Annotated in this window: 11 protein-coding genes; all 11 read right to left on the minus strand. The window is 57.4% G+C overall.

Going from position 1 to position 14957, the window contains the following annotated elements; all coding sequences use genetic code 11:
• Positions 1-15: 15 nt before the first annotated feature.
• Complete coding sequence (locus E5161_RS10195; protein WP_136777654.1) at positions 16-630, minus strand: DUF47 domain-containing protein; 615 nt, start codon at positions 628-630, stop codon at positions 16-18.
• 178 nt (positions 631-808) lie between these two features.
• Positions 809-1909: a DUF3048 domain-containing protein gene (locus tag E5161_RS10200; RefSeq protein ID WP_136777656.1), complete on the minus strand. Its 1101-nt coding sequence runs from the start codon at positions 1907-1909 to the stop codon at positions 809-811.
• Between the two features lie 96 nt (positions 1910-2005).
• Entirely contained in the window at positions 2006-3400 is a 1395-nt protein-coding gene (locus E5161_RS10205; RefSeq protein ID WP_136777658.1) for a multicopper oxidase family protein, read from the minus strand.
• A gap of 98 nt (positions 3401-3498) precedes the next feature.
• Positions 3499-5439 (minus strand): PhoX family protein, encoded by a 1941-nt coding sequence (locus tag E5161_RS10210; protein WP_246042177.1) that lies wholly within the window; start codon positions 5437-5439, stop codon positions 3499-3501.
• A 172-nt stretch (positions 5440-5611) separates the two neighbouring features.
• Positions 5612-6433 (minus strand): alpha/beta hydrolase family protein, encoded by an 822-nt coding sequence (locus tag E5161_RS10215; RefSeq protein WP_136777660.1) that lies wholly within the window; start codon positions 6431-6433, stop codon positions 5612-5614.
• 153 nt (positions 6434-6586) lie between these two features.
• On the minus strand, positions 6587-7852 hold the full coding sequence (gene purD, locus E5161_RS10220; protein WP_136777661.1) for a phosphoribosylamine--glycine ligase: 1266 nt from the start codon (positions 7850-7852) through the stop codon (positions 6587-6589).
• Between the two features lie 88 nt (positions 7853-7940).
• On the minus strand, positions 7941-9488 hold the full coding sequence (purH, locus tag E5161_RS10225; RefSeq protein ID WP_136777663.1) for a bifunctional phosphoribosylaminoimidazolecarboxamide formyltransferase/IMP cyclohydrolase: 1548 nt from the start codon (positions 9486-9488) through the stop codon (positions 7941-7943).
• Between the two features lie 31 nt (positions 9489-9519).
• A complete protein-coding gene (gene purN, locus E5161_RS10230) occupies positions 9520-10131 on the minus strand; it encodes a phosphoribosylglycinamide formyltransferase (protein ID WP_136777665.1) in 612 nt (203 codons plus the stop codon).
• Positions 10128-11174: a phosphoribosylformylglycinamidine cyclo-ligase gene (gene purM / locus E5161_RS10235; protein ID WP_136777666.1), complete on the minus strand. Its 1047-nt coding sequence runs from the start codon at positions 11172-11174 to the stop codon at positions 10128-10130. The genes purN and purM overlap by 4 nt, the downstream gene beginning before the upstream one ends.
• Positions 11175-11204: 30 nt before the next feature.
• Positions 11205-12662: an amidophosphoribosyltransferase gene (gene purF / locus E5161_RS10240; RefSeq protein ID WP_136777668.1), complete on the minus strand. Its 1458-nt coding sequence runs from the start codon at positions 12660-12662 to the stop codon at positions 11205-11207.
• 40 nt (positions 12663-12702) lie between these two features.
• Positions 12703-14946 (minus strand): phosphoribosylformylglycinamidine synthase subunit PurL, encoded by a 2244-nt coding sequence (gene purL, locus E5161_RS10245; protein WP_136777670.1) that lies wholly within the window; start codon positions 14944-14946, stop codon positions 12703-12705.
• Positions 14947-14957 lie beyond the last annotated feature (11 nt).

Raw genomic sequence — 14957 nt, forward strand, 5'->3', positions numbered from 1 at the left:
GCTTATAGTCTGTTATCAAGAGTTACGCATGATAATGGATTGCAAAGTATTGGCGACATGCTCGCAGGAGTCCGTCGTTGCCTCCAGGCGCTCGTAAATCTCCTTGAACTTCAGCAGCTCGATCGGATCCTTCACGTTCTGGAACAAATTTTTGATCCCCGACCGCATCAAGTCGTCGCCTTCATTCTCCAACGCATGGATTCGGACGCAAGGCTCTTGAACGGCCAGCATTTTTTTCTGTGTAAGCAAATAAATCGCCGCTTTAATCTCGAGCGCGCAGTGACGCAGGCAGTCCGCGAATTTGCGGATGACCAAATCCGGTTTGTTGATCTGGTACATATCGAACCGGGAAGCGCACGCTTCGACTCCGTCCAGCACGTCGTCCAGACGCTTGACCAGCAGCATGATATCGTCGCGCTCGATGGGCGTAATAAAAGTTTTGTTCAGTTCTGTATACACCAAATGCGTATATTCATCGCCGCGGTGCTCGAATTCCTTCATTTCTTTCGCAAATGCCATGGTGTCCGGCAGTTCGCCGTTCACCGCTTGTGCGAACCGGTCGACCGTGGTCACCGTCAGATCGGCCATTTCTTCAAGCGTTTTAAAAAAGATGTCTTTTTTCCGAAACAAGAACAACCCTTCTTTCCCGAATTGGATACCTTTGTATGGGTTTAGCCTTCCCTATATTATCACGTGTCCGGACAAACGGGTATACCTCACCTGTGGACAATTCGACAGTTTTTTAAACAGGCCGAATAAACAGCGACAGCACGTTTCCGGCGGAAACGTGCTGTCGTTTGATTCATCCTTATTGATACGTCAGGTGACCGGCCATCGAGGGAGAATCGGGCACGACATGGTAGTAAGTGACGCCCGGCAGGAACGGAAGTTCCTTGCCGTCTTTCATCAGCCGGACGACATCGCCGTCCTTGCGCTCCCATTGACAGGCGATCGCCTTGCCCTGCTGGAACAACACCGCTTCTCCGCCGCTGTTGAGATCGATCTCCAAACGGCCCACATCATCGTAGGAGTGATGCTTGGCGGACAGCACGACCAGATTCACAGCCGTCAGCTGCTCGTCGTTGTTCTTATCGGTGTGAGGCTTGCCGTTAATGAAGCGGGCATATAGGCCTTTGGCCGCATCGTAGGTGTAAGACACCTTGTAGTTATTCAGCGTGAATTTGATGTTCACTTCGGCCGCAGGTGCGGCACCGGTCAGGTCGGGCGCGCTGCTGAACGAAAGCGCGGGCACAGATGCCGTGTCCGAATATTTACGCTTCGCGGCGCCTGCACGCAGCTTCTCGAGGCTGGTATACACATTGTGCGGCGCCTTGCGCGTCTTATCGCGCCAGAAGAACGCGCCGGCATTCGTAATCTCGTCCAGGTCTTCCTTGTGCTGTCCGCGCAAAATCGCGAAAGCGTCGTTGCTCGCGCCTGCGTGAACCAGCACGCCGCTGTAAAACTCGCCCACTTGGATAAAGTAAGGCCGAATGCTGCGGACAGGTCCGATCGGATCGGTGAAATCCTTGCTTTGGAAAATGGCGACCAGCCGAGTAATGCCGCCTTCCGCGAGCAATTCCCATACCGTGTCGGCTTGCGTCAGCCCGGATTGCGGACGGGCGGGCGCCAAGTTGTTGATCATGACCGCGAAAGGCCGGCTGGTCACTTCCGAACTGACCGCCAGGCCGGTGAGCGGCGCCATGACGGTCGCCGTCTCGGACGGACTCGCAGAGGCGGATGCCGATGCCGTGGGTACCGGGGTAGTTGTTGCCGGTGTTGCATCGGGCTCCTTCTTGCTTCCTCCGCATGCCGCCAGACTGACCAATAAGGCAGCCGCAACGGCCGTGTGCGGCAAACGGCGGGCGAATCGGCGAAGCAGGAAAGGCGTCTTATCGTGAAGATGTGGCATTTCGTACCTCCGTCGGTTTTGAGCTATACCCCATTATGCTCTCATTTAAACACATGAAACGACGGATGTCTTGGTGCCATCGTCCGATATTCCCGATTATGGCAAAATTTTCACTAACGTAATCAGTCCGCCCATCTCGCTGCCCGTGCGGGCGTGTTCTTCCCCGCCGTTCATCGTATGGTCGAGAATGTGGCAGTGGAACATCCAATCTCCGACGGCGTCCGCTCGGAACGCGATATCGACGGTTTCACCAGGTCCTAGCAGTACGGTATTCATCGTTTCGGGCGTTTTCACCGCATGGCCGTTGCGGGCGATCACCTGAAAATCCATCCCGTGCAAATGCATGGTGTGCATCTCCATCGTGTCGATATTGATCAGGCGGATTCTGGCGGTTTGCCCCTTCCGCATCTCGATCGGCGGAGTGTCCGGATAGCTTCTTCCGTTGATCGTAAAATAATCCGGCACATCCTCGGCCGCGTTGTTGACCCGATTGCCCGCAAGCAGCATCGTATAGTCGCGGTCAAACGTCATGCCGTCCCGAAGTTCGCCTGCTTCGGGCGCCGCCGCCGGCTTTTCCTTCGGATCGATAATGAAGGCGCCGTACATTCCCCCGCCGATCTGTTTCATGTCGTTGTAGTGCGAATGATACATGAACGTGCCCGGATGGCTGGCCGTAAATTCATAGACGAACGATTGGCCCGGCTGCACCTCCTTTTGGGTCAGTCCCGGAACGCCGTCCATGGCGTTCGGCAAATGCAAGCCATGCCAGTGGATGGCCGAAGGTTCGGGCAGGTGATTCACGAAGTGGATGCGGACTTTATCGCCTTCCGTCACCCGGATCGTGGGGCCGGGTGCCTGACCGTTATAGGTCCAGGCTGTTGTCAGAACGCCCTTCGCAGGCGCCCAGTCCGCCAATTCTGCCGTCAGCGTAAATTCCTTGGTGCCGTCGGCCGCAGTGTGCGGAGTCATGCCCTTGCCTTCCATTACATCGCGTACCGCCGGCTCCTCGTCCGCGAACCGCTTCATCGCCTGTGGCGTCTCCAGCAAGACTCGGTGGGAAGCCGAATCGTTGTTGCAGGACAAGCTAAGCGCCTGCGCATATTCGTCGGCCAGCACCATCACTACGGAGCCGACCATGATCGGATCGGCGGCCGCCGGAATTTCCTTGTCTTCTATATATAACTTGCGCGCCGTTGCGTCCCAACGGTAACCGTAACCTAACGCGTCGGCCACGTCTTGCGCCGAGATTCGGGTTTCGGAGAAGTCACTGCTTACCGTGGCGGGACGAGGAAGCTGACGGCCGTTCAACAGTACTGCGATGCCGTCTCCTTCGCCTGCTTGACTAACGTCGCCCGATTGATGGGCACTGCCGTGCCCCGATTCATTCGCCTCTGCCCGTGAAAATCCTCCTTGTGTAATGCCACCGACTGTATAAATAACGAGCGCCATCAGCACCAGAAAGATCGTGACCGGCCATTTTTTGTTGATCATCAGGCTTCTCCTCTTCTGTTCAATAAAAATGGAGACCGCCGGGAACGGGTCCCGGCGGTCTTCGGCCTTGCTTGAGAGATTCGCTCAGGCTGCGGCCATTATTTTTTCTTGGCTTTTGTTACTGCCGGGAACAGCTGGTCGTGCGTCGGCAGTCCGGAGATATAACCCACGATGCCGGCGGACTTGTTGTCGAAGTTTTGGTCAATATACTTCTCGACATCGGCTTTCAGGCTGTCGGCCACGATCATTTCGTCGCCCGGATGCTGGATGTTGCTCATGACATACTTGAAGCCGTTCAGGTTATCGACCGCCATCAGTCCGGTCGCTTCCGCGCCGGCAGGCGTAGACAGGATGCGGGACAGCTTCTTCGTATCGACGTTGTAAGCCCAGACGAAGTTGTTGACGTGCATGCCGCTGTCTTCGCCGATGAACAGCGTGCGAAGCTCTTCGGAGAACGACAGGTTGTCCGGGTTGGCGACCTTGTCGGGATTCGCTTTGTTGCCGAGCGCGTCCGGAGCGGCCAAATCTTCACCGAACACGAGGGACTTCATGAATGAAGCGACATATGCGCTGTCGATCGGCTGGCCTTTGCTGTCCTTTTGCTTGCCTTTGAGCGTGAGCTCGTAGGTGGCGCCGGCGCTCAGCTTGTTCACTTGGATATCGTCAGCCGGATCCGTGCCTTTGCTGTCTTTTTCCATCGCTTTTTCCACGTAAGACATCGCGATGTAAACTTTGTTGTCTTTTGCGTTAACCGTTACGCCTTCCATTTTGTTGAACTCAGCCGTTGCGCCCTGCAGCGCGCCGTAGCGGCGGGATTCCAGGAATGCGGCGGCTTTCTCCATGCCCGGCTTCACTTTCAAATATTCCACTTTGGAGCTTACGCTGGAGTAAACCTTAACGGCTTTAAATCCGTCGGCCGCTTGATCGGAAGTTTCGAAAATATCGCTGAATTTGACGCCTTTGTCGATATAGGTTTTGATTTCTTTGTCCGAAGCATGTCCCAGCTTGATCCACTGCAGGTCGGCGGAACCGCCGTTCTCCGCGGATTTTTGAATCCATTTCGCCGCATACAGCGTGCCTGCGGACAAGTCTTTCGCTTTATCGGCTACATACATGAACAGCATCGTGTTGCCGCCGTCATCGCCGAAAAATACGGTGCGGTTGTCCGGCGCCACTTTGCCTAACTCGTGAGAGAAGCGGCCCATGCTGTAATGCTTGACGACCTTCGTCGTGTTGTCCTTATTGACCGTCACTTCAGGAAGGAAGCCGTACAAGTAAGGATTTCCGACTTTCGTCGTGTCATTATAGTAGTTTTGCGTGAACGTCTTTACGTTGGCTTTCGTGTTATCCGCTTCGAATACGCGGGCGTCCGGCTCGTACTCTTCGCTGCCGAGATGGGTGTTCCACGGCGTCAGAGAGCCGTTACAAGGAATCCACAAGCCGTCAACGGAAGAGAAGTCGATTTTTTTCAAGGCAACAGGCTTCAGTTCACCTGTCTTCTTGTTTTGGTCGATCGTCGTCAAGCTCATGCTTGCGGGCACGATGCCGTAAGCGCGGTTGATATATTCATAGTGGGTAACGAGAGACAGCGGGTTGCCGGTCGAGCTGACCGCTTTCATGCCCGGCACGGAGAACAGGCTGTTGGAGTCCGGATCTTCGGAGACGTACGGGATCGGATGACTCGGATCCGTTGTGTCCATGATCGGCTTCCCTTTGGCGTCAATGGCTACGCCGGCAATGGTGCCACCGACTTTTTCATTCGATTTGAAAAGCTTCTTATAAGAAAGCGGGAAAGTTTTCACCACACCGTTGGAGTAAGTCACCTTGAGCGCAGCCGTCGTATACAGCTTCGCCATGTCTTGCGCGGTTGCCGGCGCCGGCATGCCCACGAACTCTGTGGACTTCACGGTTACGGGTTTTACCTGCTTTTTAGCGGATTGGCTGTCCTTCGCGTACACGGCAGCCGGAATTCCGGCGGCAAGAACGGCAAGACCGAGTGCGGGAACGAGCACTTTCTTGCTCCACATTTTAAATTTCATAGATTGAACTCTCCCTTTCCCTGTAAAATCGTATCACCATTTATTAGACTAATCGAGAATCGTTAACGCATTGTCAGATGAATTGAAGACTTCGGTGAAATTGAAAAAAAGCCGCGCCATCCGGTGAAGGATGATTCGGCTTTGTATACACGTTTTTCATATGGTTATCGTGTCAGATGCTCCAGTGATGCCAGTCCCGCTGACGCTCATGGTAAGCGGCCAGCCAGTCGGCCGTCGCCTTGAACAGCTCCGCCTTATGTTCGCCCCGGGTGTAGGTATGATCGGCTTGGAACAAAATGAGCTTGTCGCAGCGCCCTTCCCCTCTCAGCCAAAACGTTTTTTCGAGCAGGAAGCTGTAATCGGCGGGAACCGTATCATCGCTCGTTCCGTGGGCGATAAAGACGTCTCCTTGAAACTTGGACGCCTCCTGAAAAGGCTGATGCTGCTGAAGCGATTCGAAAAAGGCCGGCGTGAGCGGGAATCCGTGATAATCGGCGACGCCCCGTTCGAACGACTCGTCATAAACCTTGTGGCCTACGATGTGCACGATGTCGTGATAAGGATGACCGACCGTCGACCAAAGTGCCAGCGATTTGACGCGCCGGTCCCGGGCAGCCGTGAGCAGCGCGACGGCGCCTCCGAGACTGTGACCGAGCAGCGTGACGCGAAGCGGATCCACGCAATCCGATGACAAACCGTAATCGAGCACAGTGCGGGTCTGGGCGATCATGGAATCGAGCCCGTGCTCCCCGTAGACGCCGCCGCTCTCTCCGCAGCCCGCAAAATCGAAGCGGATGACGAGAAAACCCCTCCGGGCAAACTCGCGTCCCGCCAGTACGAACAGCCGGTCCACCCCGAGGCGGCTTCCGATGAAACCATGACAGATCACGACCAAAGGCAGCTTGCGGTCCGCATCCCGTCCCTCCAAAGCCGGGTAGTGGATGCTTGCGGTCAACGTCAAGTCATCGTGTCGCAAAGTGATCGTTCTTTCCATGGGGCTCCTCCTTGCAATTCCGTTAATTCCGATTAATTTAGTATGAATTATACAATAGCATTCGGTCGTCTTATTGTCAATTGGAGGATCGTTGGCAATAAGAAAAAAGCAGGGGTTTCCTATAAGGCGGAAAATCCCTGCTTTTATGAGAAGTTAACGCACCGCCTTGGCGGCAATATCGGTACGATTGAACTTGCCTTCGAACGTGATGCGTTCAGCCGCTGCGTAAGCTTTGTCGCGCGCTTGCGCAATATCGGCTCCGCGGCCGACGATGCCGAGCACCCGGCCTCCGTTGGTGAGCACCTTATCCCCTTCGCTCAGAGTACCAGCATGGAAGATGAGGCCGTCGGATTCTTTTATTTGCTCCAGCCCTTGGATGGGAAGCCCTTTGGCGTAGGAACCGGGGTAGCCTTCGGAGGCTAAAACGACGCAAACCGCGGCATCACGGCTCCACCGGATGTCCACTTTGTCCAGCTCTCCGTTCAGGGAAGCGAGGAAAATGTCCAGCAAATCGGTCTCCAGCCGCGGGAGCACAACCTGGGTTTCCGGATCGCCGAAACGCGCGTTGAACTCGATCGTTTTCGGCCCGTCTTCCGTAATCATAAGCCCGGCAAACAGCACCCCGCAGAATGGCCGGCCCTCCGCCACCATGGCGCGCGCCGTCGGCCGGACGATGGTCTCGATCGCCTCATCCACGACCGATTTCGGAATGTGCGGCAGCGGGGAATAAGTGCCCATACCGCCGGTATTCGGACCTTGATCGCCGTCAAATACCGGTTTATGATCCTGGGCGGGCGGCATCGGACGAACCGTTTCTCCGTCGACGAAGGCGAGAATGGACATTTCCTGCCCTTGGAGAAACTCCTCAATGACCACCTTGTCGCCGGCCGCTCCGAACGACTTGTTCAGCATCGTGTTCCTCAGCGCATGGTGCGCTTCTTCCCGTGTGAAGCACACCGTCACGCCTTTGCCGGCCGCAAGCCCGTCGGCTTTGATCACGATCGGCACGGGCTGTGTATCCAGATAAGCTTGGGCCGCTTCATAATCGGTAAAGGCGGCATACTGAGCCGTGGGGATTTCGTACTTATGAAGCAAGTTTTTCATGAAAATTTTGCTGCCCTCGATTTCAGCCGCGTTGCGCCGCGGTCCGTACACCGGGATGCCGGCCTCTTCGAAGGCGTCGACGATGCCGGCGGCAAGCGGATCATCCGGCCCCACGACGACGAGATCGATGGCGTTGTCACGGGCAAACGAGACCAGACGGGCGAACTCCATTTCGCCGATGTCCACGTTCGTCGCCAATTCCGCAGTGCCGGCGTTCCCGGGAGCACAGTAAATGCGACGGGAAGCATCATGCCGCTGGAGCGCCCATATGATGGCATGCTCCCGTCCGCCACGACCGATGATGAGTATGTTCAAGATGCACGCCTCCTTAGATACCCCAAAAAGTGACGTAAATCTTCGTAGCCTATTCCGATTACTTTTTGGGGACCCCGATAAATTTTGGTCAATGCTTGAAATGGCGGACGCCGGTGAACACCATCGCGATGTTATGGGCGTTGGCGACTGCGATCGACTCCTCGTCCTTGATCGAACCGCCGGGCTGGATCACCGCCGTGATGCCGGCTTTGGCCGCCAATTCCAACGTGTCGCCCATCGGGAAAAACGCATCCGAAGCGAGCACCGCTCCCCGCGCCTTCTCCCCCGCCTGCTCGATGGCGATGCGGGCCGCTCCCACGCGGTTCATTTGGCCCGCGCCGACGCCGATCGTCATGCTGTCCTTCGCCAGCAAAATCGCGTTGGACTTCACGTGCTTCACCACTTTCCAGCTGAACAGCAGCTGCTTCAGCTCTTCCGGCGTGGGCTCGCGGGTCGTAACGACTTTGAGGTCCGCATCCGAGAGGCTGTGCACGTCGCTTTGCTGGATCAGCATCCCGCCTTCGACGCTGGTAACCAGCCACTCGGGCCGGCGTTCCGCCGCAGAGGACAAGCCGCCCATGCGCAGCAGCCGGATGTTCTTTTTGCGCTGCAAAATACCGAGTGCTTCCGGCGTGAAATCCGGCGCAATCACGATCTCGAGGAAAATGTCGCTGAGCCGCTCGGCTGTCACTTTATCGATCGTCCGGTTCGCCGCGACGATGCCGCCGAAAATGGAAGTCGGATCCGCCTCATAGGCTTTGCGATAGGCCTCGTCGATGTCACGTCCGATTCCGACTCCGCACGGATTCATATGCTTCACCGCCACGACAGCCGGCTCGTCGAATTCCTTCACGATCGCAAGAGCGGCGTTGGCGTCATTGATATTGTTGTAGGAGAGCTCCTTGCCGTGCAGCTGCTCCGCGGTGGTGATGCTGCCGGCGCCGGCCAGCGGCTTGCGGTAAAACGCCGCCTGCTGGTGAGGGTTCTCGCCATAGCGCAGATCTTGAATTTTCTCATAGGTGACGGTAAGCTTCTCCGGCAACGGTTCATCCAGTTGCTTCGCGAAATAATCTGAGATGAGCGCGTCGTAAGCGGCGGTGTGGCGGAATACTTTGGCTGCCAGCCGCTTGCGGGTCTCCAGCGTGGTGTCGCCGCCGGCTTTCAGCTCGGCCAGCACTTGCTCGTAATCCGCGGCATCCGTCACGACTGTGACGAACGCGTGGTTTTTGGCGGCCGACCGGAGCATCGTGGGACCGCCGATATCGATATTTTCGATCGCGTCCTCATAGGAGACGTCCGGCTTGGCGATCGTTTCTTTGAACGGGTACAGGTTGACCACGACCAGATCGATATAGTCCAGGCCGAGCTGCTCCATCGCCCGGCGGTGCTCCGCGTTGTCGCGGATTGCCAGCAGGCCGCTGTGCACGGCGGGATGGAGCGTCTTCACCCGCCCGTCCAAAATTTCCGGAAACCCGGTCACTTCGGATATGCCGACGCCGGGCACGTTCTCTTGCTCCAGGAGCGTTTTGGTTCCGCCGGTGGAGATCACTTGCACCCCCTGCTGTGTCAGCTCTTTGCAAAATGCCACGATGCCCGTTTTGTCCGATACGCTGACCAGCGCTCTTCGAATCGCCATTTCTTTACCCTCCTATGATGAAACCAGTCTTTTACTCTCTGTCCACTGTTACAAGACGGTCTTCCAGCCGGACCCGCCCTTCCGCGATCCACCGGACAGTCTGCGGCAGCAAACGGTGCTCTGCTTGATGAACGCGGGCGGACAGCGTCTCTTCCGTATCGCCGGGCAGCACCTCGACCGCCTGCTGCGCGATGATCGGACCCGTGTCGGTGCCGCCGTCCACAAAATGCACCGTCACTCCGGTAACGCGGACGCCGTAATCCAGCGCCTGCTTCACCGAGTTGACGCCCGGGAAAGCCGGGAGTAGCGCGGGATGGATATTGATCATTCGGCCGTAATACGGCTCCACCAGTACGCGGGTGATGAGCCGCATGTAACCGGCCAGTACGATCAGCTCGATGCCGCGTGCCCGTAACTCGCTCAATATTTCTTGCTCATAGGCCTCGCGATTCGGATATTGTTTCGGTTGAAATAGATACGTATCAATGCCGAGTGATGCTGCCCGTTCCACCACCCGGGCGGACGGTTTATCGCACACCAGCAGCTCGATGGAAGCGGGAATCCCGCCCGCTTGTATGGCGTCCGCAAGCGCCTGAAAATTGCTCCCGCTGCCCGACGCGAAAACGGCAATCTTCAGCGTCATGGGAGCTCTGCACCCTCGAACGTCACGATCCGGCTGCCGGCTTTCACAGTGCCGAGTACGTACGCCTGCTCGCCGAGCGACCTTGCGTTCTCGACCGCCTTCTCCGCTTGGTCGGCCGGAACGATGAGCACCATGCCGATCCCCATGTTGAAGGTCGTGTACATATCGCGGTCCGTAATATTCCCCTCACGCTGCATGAGGTTGAAGATCGGGAGCACAGGCCATGCTCCCCGCTTGATATCCACATTCACGTGATCCGGGAGCATGCGCGGGATGTTTTCGATAAAACCGCCGCCGGTAATGTGCGCCATGCCTTTGACTTCCACCGATTCCAGCAGCTTCAGCACCGGTTTCACATAAATCCGCGTCGGCTCTAGCAGCGTCTCGCCGAGTGTCCGGCCTTCGAGCTCCGGCAGTTTGTCCGAAAGCAAATAGCCCTTCTGGTCGAGCAGGAGACGCCGGACGAGGGAAAAACCGTTGGAGTGTACGCCGCTCGAAGCGAGGCCGATCACCGCATCGCCCGGCACGATCGCCGTACCGTCGATGATTTTCGGCTTGTCCACGATGCCGACCGTAAAGCCGGCGATATCGTACTCGCCGTCCTGGTACATGCCCGGCATCTCCGCCGTCTCGCCGCCGATGAGCGCGCAGCCCGCTTGTTCACAGCCGTCCGCGACACCTTTGACGATGGCCTCGATTTTTCCGGGAACCAGCTTGCCGCAAGCCAAATAGTCGAGGAAAAACAGCGGCTCCGATCCCGTTACCACCACATCGTTCACACACATGGCGACGGCGTCGATGCCGATCGTGTCGTGCTTGTCCATGGCAAACGCCAGCTTCAGCTTCGTGCCGACACCGTCGGTTCCGGACACGAGCACGGGCTGTTCATACTTATTTTTGTCGAGCCCGAAAAGCCCGCCGAACCCGCCGAGCCCGGTTAACACTTCGGGACGGAACGTTTTTTGCACATGCTTCTTCATCCGTTCCACGGCTTCGTTGCCCGCGGCGATGTCTACGCCGGCTTGCTTGTATGCTTCGGACACTCCGTTCACTCCTTATAGGCGGTGTTTAAGTCAGTCGCAGCCGCAGCCGATTTTGGCATCTTCGAAATCAACCTGCGTCGGATAATCGTTGTCGAAGCAGCCAAGACATAAACCGCGGTTCAGCGCGTCTTCGTGGCCGCCGATTGATTCGATCAAGCCCGGCTTGCTCAGAAAATAAAGCGAATCGGCGTTGATCGCCTCGCGGATTTCCTCGATCGTTTTGCTGGACGCAATGAGATCGCGACGGTCGGGCGTGTCGATGCCGTAAAAGCAAGGGTTGGCGAATGGCGGAGAGGTAATCCGCACATGCACCTCCAGCGCGCCCGCTTCCCGCAGTAAATTGACGATGCGCCGGCTCGTCGTGCCCCGCACGATCGAATCGTCGATCATGACCACACGTTTGCCCTCCACTACTTTGCGGACGGCCGAAAGCTTCATTTTCACGCCTTTTTCACGAAGCTCCTGGGATGGTTGGATGAACGTGCGGCCGGTATATTTATTTTTGATAAGTCCGAGTTCATAAGAGATACCGGTCTGCTCCGCATAACCGATGGCCGCCGAAATGCTCGAATCCGGCACGCCCGTCACGATGTCCGCGTCGACGAACGCTTCGACGGCGAGCTGCTGCCCCATTCTTTTGCGGGAGGCGTGCAGGTTGATGCCGTTAATGTCGCTGTCGGGACGCGCGAAATAAATGTATTCCATGGCGCAGACGGCGCGACGCTCAAGCGGCGCGTAACGCTCCTCGTGCAGGCCGTCTTTGTCCAGCACCAGAATTTCTCCGGGCTGCACATCGCGCAAATAAGAGGCGCCGATCGTTTCGAAAGCGCACGTTTCGGAAGCGAGAATGTAGCCTTCGCCCAGCCGGCCCAACACGAGAGGCCGAAGCCCGTGCGGGTCGGAAGCGGCAAGCAGGCGATCGTTCGTCATAATGAGAAATGCGAACCCGCCGACCAGCTGCGCGAACGCGTCTTTGACCGCTTCGACCAACTCTTTGGGAGAGCGGGCGATCAAGTGGGCGATCACTTCGGTGTCGCTCGTCGTTTGAAAAATGGAGCCTTTCGACTCCAGGTCCCGCCGGATCTGCGGTGCGTTCACGATATTGCCGTTCGTCGCCACCGCGAGATCGCCGCCGCGATACTTGAATACGAGGGGCTGCGCATTCGCCAGCTTGCTTTCGCCGGCCGTCGAATAACGCACATGGCCGATCGATCGGTCGCCCGGCATCGACTCCATATGATCGCGGTCAAACACTTCTTTCACGAGACCCATGCCGCGGTGATAATGAAAAACGCCGTTATCGGAGGTGCAGATCCCGGCGCTTTCCTCGCCCCGGTGCTGCAGCGCATGCAGGCCGTAGTAGGACAGGGTGGCGGCGTCGGGATGACCGAACACCCCGAATACTCCGCACTCTTCCTTCAGCTTATCGAAAATATCGTCTTTCCCGTTGCCTTCGTTATAGTAATCCCCGGTCCATAGGCGCCGCATGGTTGTCCCTCCGATCTGTTCTTGCTGGTTGGTCTTGCGGTCAGTCCATTCGGGATGGAATCGCGGTTTGCCATACTTCGCGCAGTTCCGCAACGGAGGCATCAATCACGGTATGAGCTGCCACTTCGATCGTGAGCCGGTCTCCGCCGACCTTGCCTAACCGCTGAACCGGCACGCCTTGTTCCGACAAGAGAAGGGCGAGCTCGTCAGCATGCTCCGGTTTCACGGACAGCAAAATCCGCGATTGCGACTCGCTGAACAGCGCAAGATCCGGACGAAGGTTCGGCGTCCACTCCACTTGCGCGCCTAGCCCCCGCTCAAAACAAGCTTCCGCGAGCGCCGCCGCCAGGCCGCCTTCGGATAAGTCATGCGCCGAAGCGATGAGCCCGCGCTGGATCGCGCCCAGCACCGCCTGCTGAACTCGGCGTTCGGTTGCCAGATCGAGCTCCGGCGGCCGTCCTTCCGTCACACCGAATAGCGCATATTGAAATTCGCTTCCGCCGATTTCCGCTTTCGTATCGCCAAGCAGGAAAATGACGTCGCCTTCCTCTTGGAAAGCTTGGGTCGTAATATGATCCAGATCGTGCACGAGACCGACCATGCCGACGACCGGCGTCGGATAGATCGCACCTTGGGCACTCTCGTTATAGAGCGAAACGTTGCCGCCGATAACCGGCGTCTCGAGCTGCCGGCAAGCTTCCGCCATGCCGTCAACCGCTTTCTCCATTTGCCAAAAGACTTCAGGCTTCTCCGGGCTGCCGAAATTGAGGTTGTCCGTAATGGCCAGAGGTTCGCCGCCGGAGCACACGATATTGCGCGCCGCTTCCGCCACGGCGATCCGCCCGCCGACTTCCGGATCCAAATATACATAACGGGCGTTGCAGTCCGTCGTCATCGCCAGCGCTTTGCGCGTGCCGCGAATCGTCACGACCGCCGCGTCCGAACCCGGCACAACCGCCGTCGAAGTACGGACTTGGTAGTCGTACTGGCTGTACACCCACTCCTTGCTCGCAAGCGAGGGGGAACCGAGCACTTTTTTCAAAGCATCCGTCAAATCCAGCACTTGTTCATAGGAATTCGTTTCGATGGAGCCGTTTTTCAAGTAATAGTCCGGCACTTTGGAAGGCTTTTGATATACCGGGCAGTCGTCCACGAGCGCCTTCACCGGCATGTCCGCGACCTGCTCCCCTTTATGGAACAACCGAAGACGTCCATCGTCGGTCACTTTGCCGACCTTGGCGCAATGCAGACCCCAGCGCTCGAAAATGGCTTTCGCCTGCGCCTCGTGCTGCGGCTCGGTGACGAACAGCATGCGTTCCTGCGATTCGGAAAGCATCATTTCGTAAGCAGTCATGCCTTCTTCGCGCTGCGGCACCTCGTCGAGGTACAACTCCATGCCGTTGCCGGCTTTGCTTGCCATTTCGGCGCTGGAGCACGTCAGGCCCGCCGCGCCCATGTCCTGGATGCCGAGCACGATGCCGGAATCGATCAACTCCAGCGTAGCTTCCATGACGAGCTTCTCCATGAACGGATCGCCGACTTGCACAGCCGAACGCTTCGCTTCGGATTCCGCGGTGAGGTCCTCGGATGCGAAGGTCGCCCCGTGAATCCCGTCGCGGCCCGTTGCCGGACCCACATAAAATACCGGGTTGCCGACACCTTTGGCGACGCCGCGCTGGATTTTGTCGTGGTCGATGAGGCCTACGCACATGGCGTTCACGAGCGGATTGCCCTCGTAAGCTTCATCGAACATGACCTCTCCCGCCACCGTGGGAATGCCGATGCAGTTGCCGTATCCGGCGATGCCGCTCACGACATGAGAGAACAAATAGCGCACGCGCTCGCTGTCAAGTTTTCCGAACCGCAGCGAATTCAGCAAAGCCACCGGGCGTGCTCCCATCGAGAAAATATCGCGGATGATCCCGCCAACTCCGGTTGCGGCACCTTGATACGGCTCTACCGCGGACGGATGGTTGTGCGATTCGATTTTGAACACGACGGCCTGGTTGTCGCCGATGTCGACGATTCCCGCTCCTTCGCCGGGTCCCATCAGGACGCGCGGGCCGGTAGTCGGAAACCTGCGCAGCAGCGGCTTGGAGTTTTTGTAGGCGCAGTGCTCCGACCACATGACGCTGAACACGCCAATCTCGGTGTAGTTCGGCTTGCGGCCGAGAAAATCGCAAATGAGCGCATATTCGCTGTCGGACACGCCGAATTGCTTGTAAATTTTCTGATCCGCGATTTGTTCAACAGTCGGTTCTTTAGCGGCCAATTGCTGCGCCATTGGATTCCCTC

The organism is Cohnella pontilimi (assembly GCF_005049045.1).
Lineage (GTDB): Bacteria > Bacillota > Bacilli > Paenibacillales > Paenibacillaceae > Cohnella > Cohnella pontilimi.

What these genes read in the sequence shown, in the direction of transcription:
- E5161_RS10200 (WP_136777656.1), bottom strand. Translation starts at nt 1,909, where the DNA reads ATGCCACATCTTCACGATAAGACGCCTTTCCTGCTTCGCCGATTCGCC.
- E5161_RS10205 (WP_136777658.1), bottom strand. Translation starts at nt 3,400, where the DNA reads ATGATCAACAAAAAATGGCCGGTCACGATCTTTCTGGTGCTGATGGCG.
- E5161_RS10215 (WP_136777660.1), bottom strand. Translation starts at nt 6,433, where the DNA reads ATGGAAAGAACGATCACTTTGCGACACGATGACTTGACGTTGACCGCA.
- purN (WP_136777665.1), bottom strand. Translation starts at nt 10,131, where the DNA reads ATGACGCTGAAGATTGCCGTTTTCGCGTCGGGCAGCGGGAGCAATTTT.
- E5161_RS10210 (WP_246042177.1), bottom strand. Translation starts at nt 5,439, where the DNA reads ATGAAATTTAAAATGTGGAGCAAGAAAGTGCTCGTTCCCGCACTCGGT.
- purH (WP_136777663.1), bottom strand. Translation starts at nt 9,488, where the DNA reads ATGGCGATTCGAAGAGCGCTGGTCAGCGTATCGGACAAAACGGGCATC.
- purL (WP_136777670.1), bottom strand. Translation starts at nt 14,946, where the DNA reads ATGGCGCAGCAATTGGCCGCTAAAGAACCGACTGTTGAACAAATCGCG.
- purF (WP_136777668.1), bottom strand. Translation starts at nt 12,662, where the DNA reads ATGCGGCGCCTATGGACCGGGGATTACTATAACGAAGGCAACGGGAAA.